This is a genomic window from Allobosea sp. ASV33, assembly GCF_016428755.1.
In the GTDB taxonomy this organism is placed as follows: Bacteria; Pseudomonadota; Alphaproteobacteria; order Rhizobiales; family Beijerinckiaceae; genus Allobosea.
In genome coordinates, this window is record NZ_JAELTI010000059.1 from 21,712 (window position 1) to 34,758 (window position 13,047).

At 65.4% G+C, this 13,047-nt stretch carries 13 protein-coding genes, 1 pseudogene and 1 riboswitch; of the genes and pseudogenes, 6 read left to right on the plus strand and 8 right to left on the minus strand.

What is annotated here, in order from left to right:
* Nucleotides 1–444: 444 nt before the first annotated feature.
* The 3 genes from JHD80_RS17145 to JHD80_RS17155 all read right to left on the minus strand — a co-directional run bounded on the left by JHD80_RS17145 (nucleotide 445) and on the right by JHD80_RS17155 (nucleotide 3,025).
* Entirely contained in the window at nucleotides 445–1,326 is an 882-nt protein-coding gene (locus tag JHD80_RS17145; protein WP_199089693.1) for a rhamnan synthesis F family protein, read from the minus strand.
* Nucleotides 1,327–1,473: 147 nt separating this feature from the next.
* Nucleotides 1,474–2,229 carry an ABC transporter ATP-binding protein gene (locus JHD80_RS17150; RefSeq protein ID WP_199089694.1) on the minus strand — a complete coding sequence of 252 codons (756 nt, stop codon included), beginning with the start codon at nucleotides 2,227–2,229 and terminating at the stop codon, nucleotides 1,474–1,476.
* 7 nt (nucleotides 2,230–2,236) lie between these two features.
* Complete coding sequence (locus JHD80_RS17155) at nucleotides 2,237–3,025, minus strand: ABC transporter permease (RefSeq protein ID WP_199089695.1); 789 nt, start codon at nucleotides 3,023–3,025, stop codon at nucleotides 2,237–2,239.
* A 213-nt stretch (nucleotides 3,026–3,238) separates the two neighbouring features.
* Here JHD80_RS17155 and JHD80_RS17160 point away from each other — a divergent pair.
* The 3 genes and pseudogenes from JHD80_RS17160 to JHD80_RS17170 all read left to right on the plus strand — a co-directional run.
* Nucleotides 3,239–3,940: pseudogene (locus JHD80_RS17160) on the plus strand (IS21 family transposase); the annotation flags it as partial.
* Nucleotides 3,941–4,175: 235 nt separating this feature from the next.
* Nucleotides 4,176–5,840: a GMC family oxidoreductase gene (locus JHD80_RS17165; protein ID WP_199089696.1), complete on the plus strand. Its 1,665-nt coding sequence runs from the start codon at nucleotides 4,176–4,178 to the stop codon at nucleotides 5,838–5,840.
* A gap of 69 nt (nucleotides 5,841–5,909) precedes the next feature.
* The gene (locus tag JHD80_RS17170) at nucleotides 5,910–6,437 is read left to right on the plus strand and encodes a hypothetical protein (protein ID WP_199089697.1); all 528 of its coding nucleotides are present in this window, start codon (nucleotides 5,910–5,912) and stop codon (nucleotides 6,435–6,437) included.
* Here the strand turns inward: JHD80_RS17170 and JHD80_RS17175 are convergent, their stop codons facing one another.
* From JHD80_RS17175 to cobD, 3 genes are all read right to left on the minus strand, one after another.
* On the minus strand, nucleotides 6,438–7,661 hold the full coding sequence (locus tag JHD80_RS17175) for an MFS transporter (protein ID WP_199089698.1): 1,224 nt from the start codon (nucleotides 7,659–7,661) through the stop codon (nucleotides 6,438–6,440).
* A gap of 18 nt (nucleotides 7,662–7,679) precedes the next feature.
* Entirely contained in the window at nucleotides 7,680–8,651 is a 972-nt protein-coding gene (locus JHD80_RS17180) for a D-2-hydroxyacid dehydrogenase (RefSeq protein ID WP_199089699.1), read from the minus strand.
* Nucleotides 8,652–8,732: 81 nt separating this feature from the next.
* The gene (gene cobD, locus JHD80_RS17185) at nucleotides 8,733–9,764 is read right to left on the minus strand and encodes a threonine-phosphate decarboxylase CobD (RefSeq protein ID WP_199089715.1); all 1,032 of its coding nucleotides are present in this window, start codon (nucleotides 9,762–9,764) and stop codon (nucleotides 8,733–8,735) included.
* Here cobD and cbiB point away from each other — a divergent pair.
* A complete protein-coding gene (gene cbiB / locus JHD80_RS17190) occupies nucleotides 9,763–10,740 on the plus strand; it encodes an adenosylcobinamide-phosphate synthase CbiB (RefSeq protein ID WP_199089724.1) in 978 nt (325 codons plus the stop codon). The genes cobD and cbiB overlap by 2 nt on opposite strands.
* Nucleotides 10,741–10,882: 142 nt before the next feature.
* On the opposite strand, the gene cobO is transcribed toward cbiB, so the two are convergent.
* Both cobO and cobU read right to left on the minus strand, forming a co-directional pair.
* The gene (cobO, locus tag JHD80_RS17195) at nucleotides 10,883–11,491 is read right to left on the minus strand and encodes a cob(I)yrinic acid a,c-diamide adenosyltransferase (RefSeq protein ID WP_199089734.1); all 609 of its coding nucleotides are present in this window, start codon (nucleotides 11,489–11,491) and stop codon (nucleotides 10,883–10,885) included.
* A 13-nt stretch (nucleotides 11,492–11,504) separates the two neighbouring features.
* Nucleotides 11,505–12,011 (minus strand): bifunctional adenosylcobinamide kinase/adenosylcobinamide-phosphate guanylyltransferase, encoded by a 507-nt coding sequence (gene cobU / locus JHD80_RS17200; RefSeq protein ID WP_248311614.1) that lies wholly within the window; start codon nucleotides 12,009–12,011, stop codon nucleotides 11,505–11,507.
* A gap of 124 nt (nucleotides 12,012–12,135) precedes the next feature.
* Nucleotides 12,136–12,335: riboswitch (cobalamin riboswitch) on the plus strand.
* A gap of 37 nt (nucleotides 12,336–12,372) precedes the next feature.
* Here cobU and JHD80_RS17205 point away from each other — a divergent pair.
* Together JHD80_RS17205 and JHD80_RS17210 are read left to right on the plus strand one after the other, a co-directional pair.
* Entirely contained in the window at nucleotides 12,373–12,549 is a 177-nt protein-coding gene (locus JHD80_RS17205; protein ID WP_079591561.1) for a CbtB domain-containing protein, read from the plus strand.
* 12 nt (nucleotides 12,550–12,561) lie between these two features.
* Nucleotides 12,562–13,047: CbtA family protein (locus tag JHD80_RS17210; protein ID WP_199089737.1), on the plus strand; the 486-nt coding region annotated here is incomplete at its 3' end.

Sequence of the window (13,047 nt, forward strand, 5' to 3'; positions counted from 1 at the left end):
CAATCCCGAGCACGAAGGCGGCACCATGGCCTTCTCCGACTTCGGAATCGAAAGCCTACACAACCTCATCGAAATCCACCGCGGCCGGGAAAAGTAAATCCTCGCGACCCACGCCGGATGGATACATTCAAGACAGCGGCGGAACGTGATATTTCTCCGTACGACCGCCACGCAGACGGCGATGAGGCTAGCGCATAGGTCGAACGGCTCTTCGGGTCGCCCAGCATCTTTTGAGATACCTTTTCAATGCGAAACGCTCTGCAGTAGCAAGCTGAGCCCATCACTGGCGTAGCGGCGTTTGCCACCCCCGCCATATATGACAGAGCAAGGTTCGGCGTCAGAGCCGCGATTGCTATCTGGCCCCAAGACGCGAGCGTTGCGAAACGAACAGGCGCCGTGAGCCAAAGGGGGACTTCGCAAGCTCAAAAAAGCGATGACACCGGCTTACAGTATTCGCCCCTGAAGGTCACGAACCCTGTAGCCGCGCGACCAGGCGGCAATACTAAAACAGCGTTCAATCGCGTGATGCAATGCCCCGTCGAGCTGGCCGGCCTCTACTTCGAACACATCCGGAGTGAGATTGAGTTCACGCAGCGCATCGAAGGCTTTCGGTCTGAACCAGAACATTGTGCCCTCGAAGAAGCCGAGCTTCACGAAATCGGCAGCGCCCATCCGCTCGCAAATTTCCGAGACCCGAGCCCGATTGGCCATCCAGAAGACTGGGTCGGAGCGGTAGCTGTCACGCCAGCCGACGATGCCAGTATCAGGCTCCTCGAATGCCGTGAGCGCTCGGTAGACGGCGGATCTCTCGCCGCAAAGCATCGCAAAAAGCAGCTTGCGGCGCAGATCTCCATCCATGAGATGCGGGCTGCGTTTGGAGTGCAGCTTCAGAACAGTATCGAAGCCGTCCAAGGCTCCGGATTGCAGGAGCGTGAGGAACGGAGCGATATCGCGCCCGCGGTTCTCGCAGGGAAACAGAACGACGTCCGGTACGTCCGCGACGACGCGGGACAATTCCTCCGCCCGATCATACGGAACCGTAAAGAATACCGGCACCGGTTCGGGAAAAATATCGCGAAGGGCGATGATCTCCCTGGCGAGGTCGAGGTAGAAGATGTGGGCCGTGATTGCGATGCGGACGTCGGGGCGGGCGGACTGCGGGCCGATCGCCGCAAGCCGGCGGCGAAGCCGGCGACCGCCCTCTGAAATAAAAAGACGTCCAACCGTGTTCGCCTTCAGCTTCTGCCAATAGTGGCGCGTGATCGCGCGGAGGCGATCGAACGTGGCGACATCTGCGCCAAAAAATGACCCGAATTTTTTCAGCATGAATTGAAATGGCCGGACGCAATGATTTTGCGTTGTAGGACAAAGGGTCGCGACGTTCGATGGACAACCCGGAACGAGGGAGCCAAGATTGCAATGCCTATCACGCCCCCGGCAAGGCCCGCCGCCACGCGCGGGCCACTGCAGGGTTCAAGTCGCCAAATCGGCGGCGTAGGCGCTCAGAACCTCGTCCGGCGTCCCATCCATCGCGAGTCGACCGCCTTTCATCCAAAGCGTGCGGTTGCAGAAGCGCCGGATCGTGTTGTTATCGTGAGAGGCAAGGAACATGATGCTCGCCTTTTCGATCATAGAGTGAAGCCGCCTCTCGGCCTTTTCGGCAAATGCGGCATCACCAACCCCGATGACCTCGTCGAGAATCAGGATATCGGGATGAACGGCTGTCGAAACCGCGAAGGCAAGGCGCAACATCATGCCGCTCGAATAGGTGCGGATGGGGAGAGACAGGAATTCTCCCAACTCGCTGAAATCTTCGATGTCCGGGATGAGAGCCTGTGCCTGTTTGCGGTCGAGCCCGAGCATGATCCCGCGCATCTCGATGTTGTCATAGCCAGTCGCGTCGTTATCCATGCCCATCGAGAGATCGATCAGCGACGAAATACGTCCCGTAATCCTAGCGTGGCCGGAAGTGGGCGGGTATACGCGGCTCAAGACCCGCAACAGGGTCGTCTTACCGGCGCCGTTGCCGCCGATGAGTCCGATCCGATCGCCGTCGCACGCCTCGAAGCTAACCTCACTCAGCGCCCTTACCACTTGGACGCTCCGATCGCGATCGTCTTGTAGGCCGCCGCCAACCGTACGGCGGAGAATCTCGCTCTTTAGCGCACGGCCGCGCGAATTGTAGATGGCGAGCTCGACGCTGGCCTTGTCCAGAACGATTTGAGCCATTGAGCACTCAGAGCCAATAGACGACGCGATGTGAGAACTTGCCGGCGAACGCAAGGCTTAGAAGCCATCCAAAGACGAGCAGCACCAGCAGAAAAAGATAAGAGATTAGACTTGGCATCTGGCCGAGCAAGGGCGCGCTCATCACGTTAAGCATACTGGCGAACGGATTGAGGATGAGAACCGGATGGTCCACTCGCAACTGCGACGGCTTGAAGACGACAGGCGAGACGAAGAAGGCAACCTGCACGATACTCTGCACAATCTGCGGAATGTCGCGGAAGCGCGCCGACAAGATGGCGAGCAAATAGCCGATCCATGCGAGATTGGCGAGGACTAGAAGCAGGCCCGGAAAGAAGAGCAAGATACACCAGTCTACTGGAGAGCCGGTAACCAGATAAACGACCGGCAATATGACAAGATTATGGACAAAAACCAGCAGATTGCGCGCCAATGTGCGCATCAAATAAGTAAATCGCGGCAGCGATATCTGACGGATAATGCTCTCGTTCTCGGTGAAACTAGAGCAGCTTTCGTTGATTGCCGAGGAAATCAGCCCCCAAAGCACCAACCCGGTCCCAAGATGCGGCATGTAATCGGCAAGCGAAGAGCCGAACAACGACGAATAGACGGCGCCCATGCCAAAGATCATCACCGCCATGCTGAGCGTCAGCCAGAGCTGACCTAAGCGTGAGCGACGATAGCGGCGGACCACATCGTTCTTCGCCAGCATCCACCACATGCGCCAGGCTCCGAAGCCGCCTAGGACATCGGATGCTCCCCTTGCGATCGAACTCATGCAGGCACTTTCTCGCAGCCGCGCTTTCGTGGAATCTTAATCTTCCAGCGCTCCCAATGCATGGACTGCATCAGAATGGCAAGATTGAGTTCGACCCGGATGCATGTGCACCGCGGTGAGAAACCCATCCAGTGAAGCGCCGGGGTTAGTGCTGACGCGGGCGGCGTAAAAGCCGGCCGCAGGCCGGGCCGATCCCTTTTGGAGTCGGCAGGGATGTTCGCTGTGCAGATCCACGCGGCAGTTCGGCGTTTCGTTTTCGATCAGAAGCGGCGCCGGCGGGAAGCAGCGCGGGTGTTTGAGCTGAGCCGGGATACGATCGCCAAGGTGTGCCGTTTCTCGATTCCGCCGCGCTACACGCGCGCGAAGCCGGCTGAGAAGCCGAAGCCGGGTCCACTACTTCCGGCGATCGACGCGATCCTGTTTTAGGACCGGGCGTCACCGGTGAAGCAGCGTCATATGACCAAACGGAACTTCTGGCGTCCTCGGGATGAGCGCGGCTTTGCCAGGCGCGGCGCCGGGAGACATTCGTGCTGCTGTCGCATCCATCCGGTTATGCCCAGTTGGACTTCGGCGAGGCGATCGCGGCGATCGGTGAGGTGCGGCAGAAGATCCACTTTTTGACCTGCCGCAGTCGGGCTCCTGCTTTGTGAAGGCGTATCCGCGAGAGCCGACGGAAGTATTCCTGGACGGGCATATCTTGGCGTTCGGGTTTTTCGGAGGCGTGCCACTGTCGGTGCTTTACGACAAAACGCGCATCGCGGTGGCGAGTATCTGCGGCGCCCGCCAACGAACGGACGCAGGCCTTCACGGAGCTGGTGAGCACTATCTGTTCCGGGATCGATGGGCCATCCTGGCAAGGGCAAGGTCGAGAGGATGGTGAAGTATGCCCGCTCGAACTTCATGACGCCGATCCCTGGCGTCCACGAAACCGGCATCAGGCCAAGGCGCTTAAAACAAACCGTGCATGCTCCCGACCACCCGCTCAGCTCAAAACTCCCTAAAGCTTCCCTGCTACCAGGAAATTCGAGTTCGTTGATAGATGCCAGTGCGATATGCATGTCCTCGCACTGTCGCTCCACGAAAGCCTATGACAGGTTGCTGAGCCAGAGCCGCTAAATGGGCGGCCTCGCGGCCATGTAGCTGGAAGCCCATGCCTGACTCTACCCGCACAGATCGTCGCTTTATCGGTACCTTCGACTATGTCGTGATCGGCGCGGGCTCGGCCGGTTGCGTCGTCGCCAATCGGCTGGCGAGCGATCCGCAGACCAAGGTCCTGGTGCTCGAAGCCGGCGGCCTGGACGACTGGATCTGGTTCCATATCCCGGTCGGCTATCTCTTCGCCATCGGCAACCCCCGCGCCGACTGGCTGTTCCGGACCGAGCCGCAGGCCGGGCTCGGCGGGCGGGCGCTGGCCTATCCGCGCGGCAAGGTCGTCGGCGGCTCCTCGGCGATCAATGCCATGGTCTATATGCGCGGCCAGGCCGCCGACTATGACGGCTGGCGCCAGCGCGGCCTCACCGGCTGGGGCTGGGACGACGTGCTGCCCTATTTCCTGAAGCATGAGGATCACATTGCGCCGCCGCCCGGGGGGCTGCACAAGGCCGGCGGGGAATGGCGCGTCGAGCATCCGCGTGTGCGCTGGGCGATCCTCGATGCGATCCGCGACGCGGCGGAAGCCGCCGGCATCGCAAAGATCCCGGACTTCAACGCCGGCGACAATGAAGGCTCCTCCTATTTCCAAGTCAACCAGCGGCGTGGGCGGCGCCTGAGCGCCTATGGCGCCTTCCTGAAACCGCTGCTGCGCGAGAAGGAACGCCGCAATCTCCGGCTGGAGACCCGCGTCCATGTCGAGCGCATCGTCTTCGAGGATGGACGCGCGAAGGCCGTCGAATTCACCCATGGGCTGGGCACGCCGAGCGAGGAGAAGCTTCGGGTCGAGGTCGGCGGCGAAGTCGTGCTTTCGGCCGGCGCCGTCGCCTCGCCGCTCCTGCTCGAGCGCTCCGGCATTGGCAGCGGGGCGCGCTTGCAGGGCCTCGGCATCGAGACGCTGGTCGATGCGCCCGGCGTCGGCGAGAACCTGCAGGATCATCTCCAGATCCGGCCGGTCTACAAGGTCCAGGGCGTCAAGACGCTGAACAGCGACTATGCCAGGCTCTGGCGCCGGCCCCTCATGGCGCTGCAATGGGCGGCCTTGCGCACGGGACCACTGACCATGGCGCCATCGCAGGTCGGCGCCTTCGCGAAGTCCTCGCCGCAATACGCGACGGCGAACCTGCAATATCATTTCCAGCCGCTCTCGCTCGACAGCTGGGGCTCGGGCCTGCATCCATTCGACGCCTTCACGGCCAGCGTCTGCAATCTCAGGCCGACGAGCCGGGGCAGCGTGCATCTGCGCTCGGCCGACGTACATGACGCGCCGGTGATCTCGCCGAACTATTTCGATACGGAAGAAGACCGGCAGGTCGCGGTCGATGCGATGAAGCTGACGCGCCGGATCGTGGCGCAGGCGCCGCTCGCCCGCTTCCGGCCGGAGGAATATCTGCCAGGCGAGGCCGCCCAGTCTAACGAGGCACTGCTGAAAGCGGCCGCCGAGCTCGGCACCACGATCTTCCATCCGGTCGGCACGGTGCGGATGGGAGGCGACGACGATTCCGGCGCCGTTCTCGACGGGCGGCTCAGGGTGCGCGGCGTCTCGGGCCTTCGCGTCATCGACGCCTCGGTGATGCCGACGATCACCTCCGGCAATACGGCCAACCCGACGATGATGATCGCCGAGAAGGGCGTGGCGATGCTGAAGGACGATGCACGTCGCTAGGCGAAGCTCGCGCGGCGGGTATGAAGCGGCATGGAATTGCCGCAAATCCTGGCTTATGAATCGGTCGGGATGACCAACGATCTTCCGCCCTCGCCCGCACCGGAACGCGGCCCGCTTGTTCGCGGATTGCTCGCGATCCTGCGCGCCGTCATCACCGTCTTCATCATCCTCGACGAACTCCTGCGGCCGCTCTACCGGCCGCTGCTGCGCCGGCTCGCCGAATTGCGGGTCATGCGCCGGCTGGAGGACATCGTCGCCGCCTTGCCGCCGCCGCTCGTCCTGCTGGCGCTGGCGATCCCCTTCGCCATCGCCGAGCCGCTGAAGCTCTTCGGCCTGCTGCTCTTCGCGCGCGGGCAGTTCTGGGCCGGGCTCGTGGTCACCGCCTTCGCGCATCTGATGAGCTTCGTCTTCGTCGAGCGCATCTACCATGCCGGCCGCGAGAAACTCATGAGCTATCGCTGGTTCGCCTGGATCATGGGGCAGATCGTGCGCGTGCGCGACAGCGTGCTCGGCTGGGTCAGGGCCACACCCGCCTATGGTCTGGCGATGCGGACGCGCGACGCGGTGCGCCGGTGGTGGCGGACGATGCTGGCCTGATCATCGAGGCGCAGCGCGGCGCGCCAGCACCACGAGCGCCCCGGCAGCCGACGCCGAGACCGCGATCAGCAGCAGCGTCGAGAGCATCACGCCGCCGCGCTCCAGCGAGATCGCGAAGACGAGCGGCGCCGCCGCCTTGATGACGAGGCCGGGCGCCGAGAGCTTGCCCATGGTCGCGCCGAAGCCGACCGGGCCGAAGAGCTGCAAGGGGACGGTGCCGCGCACGATCGAGCTCAGCCCCATGCTGATGCCGAAGGCGATGGCGAAGAGCCCGGCGACGATGGGAAACGATCCGCCGAGCAGGAGCAGCACGAGGCCGAACGGCATCAGCCAGGCGGAGACCCAGGCCGTGGTGACCGGAGAGACGCCCCGGCCGAACAGCATCTCGGTCAGGCGCCCGGCGACCTGCGACGGCCCGAGCATCGCGCCGATGCCGACGGCGACGGCGGCGCTGAGCCCGAAGCCCTGCAGCAGCGCCAGCATATGCACGGCCATGGCCGAGACGACGAAACCCTGCAGCGAGAAGGCGAGCGCCAGCAGCAGGAAGGCGCGGCGGCGCGCATCGCCCGTGAGGTACGCCGCTTCCGGCTCCGGTGTCATCGCGGATGGCGCGCTTGCCGCGGCAGCGGTGACCGGCCGTTTCACGCGTCCCGGCAGGAACAGGAGGTGCAGGGGCAGGCAGACCAGGATCTGCGCAAGGCCATAGAGCCGATAGACGCCGCGCCAGTCGAGAACCGCGAGCAGGCTCGAGGTCAGCGGCCAGAACAGGGTCGAGGCGAAGCCGCCGATCAGGGTGAGCTGGCTGATCGCGCGGCGCGCCTGGCCGCCGCGCGCCTGCGTCAAGGCCGCGAAGGCGGCGTCATAGAACACGGCGGTGGTGACGGCCTGGAGGGCGACCATCGCAAGGATGTAGCTGACGATGCCGCGTGCCTCGGCCAAGGCCAGGAGCGAGAGGCCGGCCAGCGCCGAGCCGATCGTCATCACCAGCCGCGTGCCGTGGCGGTCGATCAGGCTGCCGGTGACGGGCGCGACCGCGCCGCCCAACAAGAGGCCGATCGCGAAGCCGCCGAAGGTCCATTCCGGCGCCCAACCGAAATCGGCGGTGATGCGCGGCGCCAGCACGGTGAAGGCATAATAGAGCGTGCCGTAGCCGACGACCTGGGTGATGCCGAGCGCAGGGATCAGCGACGATCCGCCGGGCCGGAAGAATCTCGGCGAAGCCATGGCCGCCACCCGTCCCGCTCAGATGATCTGGTTGCGCAAACCCGCTTCGCCACGTCCGAGGCGATCCAGATTGTCGAGGAGGATATCGACCACGTTGCCTTCGTAAGCGCGGGTCTCGCCGGCGCTATGCGGGGTGACGATGACCTGCGGCATGCGCCAGAGCAGCGAAACCGGCGGCAACGGCTCCTCGTGGAAGCAGTCGAGCCCGGCGCCGGCGATGACACTGTTGCCGAGCGCATCGAGCAGGGCCATCTCGTCGACGACGCGGCCGCGCGCGACGTTGATCAGATAAGCCGAGGGCTTCATCACGCCGAGGATGCGGGCATCGATGAGCCCTTCCGTCTCGGGCGTCAGGGGGCAGGTCAAGGCGACGAAATCGGCCTCAGCTACGGCCTCGGCGAGCTTGCTCGGATGGATGACGGCCTCGACATGCGGCTGCGGCTCGGCGCTGCGGCGCACGCCGATGACGCGCATGTCGAAGGCGCTCGCGAGCTTAGCGAGTCTCAGGCCGATGCGGCCGAGGCCGACGATGACCAGCGTCTTGCCGCCGAGCTCGTCCTCGCGCAGGGCGCGATCACCGATCATCGGGCGCCAGAACTGCCTGGCCTGATTGTCTCTGGCGAAATGGATCTGGCGGGTCAGCGCCAGGATCAGCGACATCGCATGCTCGGCAACCGCCCGCTCGTTGCCGCCCTGCGCGCTGGCGAGCCGGATGCCGGCGGCGCCGATCGCCGGCTTGTCGAACTGGTCGGTGCCGGCGCTGATCGACTGGATGAAGCGCAGCTTCGGCAGGCGCGGCAGCAGGTCGTTGCGCCAGAGACCGGAGACGACGAGGACATCGGCCTGCGGCGCACGCTCGCGCAATTCGTCGAGGCTGCGGACCTCGAAGCTTTTGGCGGCGCGGCCGCGCGTCAGGAACTCATCCCGAAGCTGATAGGCGGCATGGGCGAAGCCGATCGTCAGGTCGCCTTCCGGCGGCAGGAATGCCATGCGTCGTCTCTCCCCGAATCCTTGTTCAGGGACGTTATCCGGCCCGCCGGCTCCTGTCCCCGCATCCGCCGCATGCAAGCTTCACGCTGATGGCGATGCTTCCCGGACATCGAGGGTTAGCGCCGCGCGCAGGCGCGACCAGCCGGCCTCGTCGCCCGGCAGGCCGAAGCGCAGGCGATCCGGCGCATTCTGGAAGCGGCGGACATAGATGCCGTGGCGCCCAAGGCGGGCGAAGAGTGCCGCCGCTGCGGGCGCTTCGAGCAGGCGAAAGAGGGCGGTTCCACCGACGATGCGGCCATGGGAGGCCAGCAACGCATCAAGGCGAGCCCCGTCGTGGGTCCTGTCCCGGCCGGCACTGGCGAGCCAATCGGCATCCGATAGGGCCCGCGCGCCAACATGAAGCGCCGGCCCGGCGACCGACCATGGCCCGAGCGCCGCCTTGAGCTTCATCATCAATTCGGGCGCCCCGATCGCGAAACCGAGCCGCAGGCCGGCCAGCCCATAGGTCTTGCCGAAGGAACGCAGCACGATCGTACCGGGCGGGATGTCGGGGACGACACTGGTTTCGGGCGTGAAATCGGCAAAGGCCTCGTCGACGACGAGGAGGCCGCCGCGGGCGACGCAACGCGCGGCCAGGCCGGCGAGGTCTTTTAGCGACAGCACGCGTCCGTCGGGATTGTTGGGATTGACGACGACGATGGTCGCAGCCTGCTCGGACGGCACCACCGCCTCGCTGACCGAAAAGCCGGCTTTGCGCCAGGCATGGCCATGCTCGGCATAGGTCGGGCCGAGAATCGCGACGGGGCCGGTGGGCGCCAGCCGCGGCAGCAACTCGATCAGGATCTGCGTACCAGGCGCGGCGACGATGTCTGCGTGAGCCGGCACGCGATAGGCGGCGCGGGCCGCCGCGATCAGCGCGGCCTCGTCATCGGCGCCAGGCAGGCGCGTCCAGAGGCTTAACGGCAGCGCCGGAAGCGGATAGGGGATCGGGTTGATCCCGGTGGAGAGATCGATCCAGGGCCCGGGCGCTTCCGGAAAGAGCGCGCGGGCCGTGGCGAGATCGCCGCCATGCCAGATACCGTCCTCAGCCACGACCCTGTCCGCGCCCCGCATGAATCTCTCCGCCAGCCTGCCGCTGCTCGTGCTCGCGCTGACCATCGAGGCGGCATTCGGCTATCCCCAGCGCTTCTATGCCGTGATGGGCCATCCCGTCACCTGGACCGGCCGCCTGATCGGCCTGCTCGATCGCGTGCTGAACCGGGAGACCGCCTCCTTCATCACGCGCAAGGCGATGGGTGTGCTGGCGCTCGCCCTCATGCTCGCCGTCGTCCTTGCGCTGTCCGTGGCGATCCAGCGCCAGTGCCTCTCCTTCTGGCCGCTCGGTCTCGTCCCGCTCGCCTTCCTCGCCTCGACGCTGATCGCCCAACGCAGCCTCTACGAACATGTCGCCCGCGTCGCGGAGGGGCTGGAGCGGGATGGACTCGCAGGCGGGCGAAAGGCCGTCTCGATGATCGTCGGGCGCAATCCGCAGACGCTGGACGAAGCCGGCGTGTCGCGCGCGGCGATCGAGAGCCTCGCGGAGAATTTCTCGGACGGCATCGTCGCACCGGCCTTCTGGCTCGGTGTGGGTGGGTTGCCCGGCCTTGCCGCCTACAAGGCGATCAACACCGCCGATTCGATGATCGGCCACCGGACGCCGCGCCATCTCGCCTTCGGCTGGGCTTCCGCCCGGCTCGACGATCTCGTCAACCTGCCGGCCTCGCGATTGACGGCGCTGCTGCTGGTCGCCTCGGTAGCACTCGACCGATCGGCTGATGCGGGCAGCGCTTGGCGCGCAGTCAAGCGCGATGCCGGCAAGCACGGCTCACCCAATGCCGGCTGGCCGGAAGCGGCGATGGCCGGGGCGCTGGGTCTGCGCCTCGCCGGGCCGCGCGTCTATGGCGAGACCCCCGTCGAGGACCACTGGATGGGCGATGGTCGGGCGGCAGCGAATGCGGCCGATATCCGCAGGGCGCTCACGCTCTACAAGCGCTCCTGCGGGTTGCTCTGGGCGCTGGCGCTGCTGGGAGCGCTGGCGATAGGGGTCTAGCGCGCATACAGCGCTCGTCATTCTCGGGCGGAGCGCAGCGCAGACCTGAGAATCTCTTGTCGGAGGAGGCGCGAGAGCCTTTCCGTCAAAAGATGCTCGGCTCAAGCCCGAGCATGACGTCCCTTGCCACCCGGCACGTTCGTCAGAACTCGATGCCTTCCTGGGCCTTCACGCCGGCCGCGAAATGGTGCTTCACCAGCGTCATCTCGGTGACGAGATCGGCTGCCTCGATCAACTCCGGCTTGGCGTTGCGACCGGTGACGACGATGTGGAGGTCCGGCCGGCGGGCGGCGAGCGTCTCGACCACCTCGGCGAGCGGCAAATAATCGTAGCGCAGGGCGATGTTGAGCTCGTCCAGCACCAGGAGCCTGATCTCCGGATCTGCCATCAGCTCCCGCGCCTTGGCGAAAGCGCGTTCGGCGGCGGCGATGTCGCGGGCCTTGTCCTGCGTCTCCCAGGTGAAGCCTTCGCCCATGCTGTGCCAGCTCACCTGATCGCCGAAGGCTTCGAGCGCCCGGCGCTCGCCGGTCGACCAGGCGCCCTTGATGAACTGCACCACGCCGATGCGCCAGCCATGGCCGAGCGCCCGCAGGATCAGCCCGAAGGCCGCCGTCGACTTGCCCTTGCCGGGGCCGGTATTGACGATGAGAAGGCCCTTCTCCAGCGTCTTGGAGGCGACTTCGGCGTCCTGCACCGCCTTGCGCCTCTCCATCTTCGCCTTGTGGCGGGCGGCGTCATCGGTATCGGTCATCACTTCGCTCGTGTCATTTTACTTGCATCGGCAATCCAGCGACCATGAAGACCACGCGGCCGGCGCGCGCTGCAAGCGCCTGATGCAATCGCCCGGCCTCGTCGCGAAAGCGGCGGGCGAGCGCATTATCCGGCACGATGCCGAGGCCGACCTCGTTGCCGACCAGCACGAGCGGGCCAAAAACCCGCTCACAGGTGGAGATGAGAGCCGTCGTGGCAGCGACGGTGTCGCGCTCTGCCAGGATGAGGTTGGTCAGCCAAAGCGTCAGGCAATCGACGAGAACCGGCCGACCGGCCGGCATCGCGGCGATCGCCTCGGGAAGATCGAGCGGAGCATCGACCGTATCCCAGCCGGACGGCCTGCGCGCGCGGTGCGTGGCGATCCGCTCCCGCATCTCGTCGTCATAGGCCTGAGCGGTGGCGATATAGGCCCAGGGCGCGGGCAGCGTTTCGACCAGCCCTTCGGCATAGCGGCTCTTGCCCGAGCGGGCGCCGCCCAGGACGAGGGTGAGATGACGCATTTCGCGAGGCATAACATTCGCCATGTTCACGAGCCCCATCGCGCGAAGCGCCGCTAAGCGGCTCTCCGAGATGAAGGTTCGCAAGGAGTAGAGCCTCTGCATTGCACAGCCGCCCGACGAAGGCTAATGATCGTCGCTGACGGTGCCTCCGCGAGGAGGTGAAAAGGGAACGCGGTGCGGGCTTGCTTTGCCCAATGCCGCGGCTGCCCCCGCAACTGTAAGCGGATGTCCTTCGCCATCGGCCACTGGAGCTCCCGCTCCGGGAAGGCGGCAAAGGGCGTTAAATCCGCGAGCCAGGAGACCTGCCGTCAACCCGCAGAGATCCAACCGGCTGCCGGCGGGGCGGTCACGGAGAACGCATATGAACACCGTTTCGGTTTCCACCCCCACACTCAGCGTTTCGGAACGCGTCAAGGCGGTCACCGCCGCGCTCGTGATCGGCGTTGCGCTGATCTACACGACCGGCTTCGCGGCCTCGACCAATGTCCACAACGCCGCGCACGACACCCGTCACGGCCTCGCCTTTCCCTGCCACTGAGGGAAAGCATCCATGGTCACGCGTGTTCTCACGGTCAGCATCCTGGCCGGGCTTCTGGCTGGCATGATCGTCGCCGCCCTGCAGCATGTCACCACCACTCCGCTGATCCTCAAGGCCGAGACCTATGAGGCGGCGCTCGCGCTGCAGGCGCCGACGCTCGCCGCTTTCGACGGCGAGGCGAAACTCATCTTCGCGCATGGCCCGGCCGGCGATGCTCCCGGCCACGACCATGCCGAATGGAAGCCGCAGGACGGCCTCCAGCGGACGCTTTTCACCAGCGCCGTGACGATCGCCACCGCGATCGGCTTCGCGGGGCTGCTGCTCGCCGGCATGATCGCAGCCGGCGACACCATCGACCAGCGCAGCGCGCTCGTCTGGGGTGCCTGCGGCTTTCTCGCGCTCGGGCTCGCGCCGGCGATGGGACTTGCGCCCGAGCTGCCGGGCGCAGCCTCGGCCGCATTGGAGCAGCGCCAGCTCTGGTGGCTCGCGACCGTGATC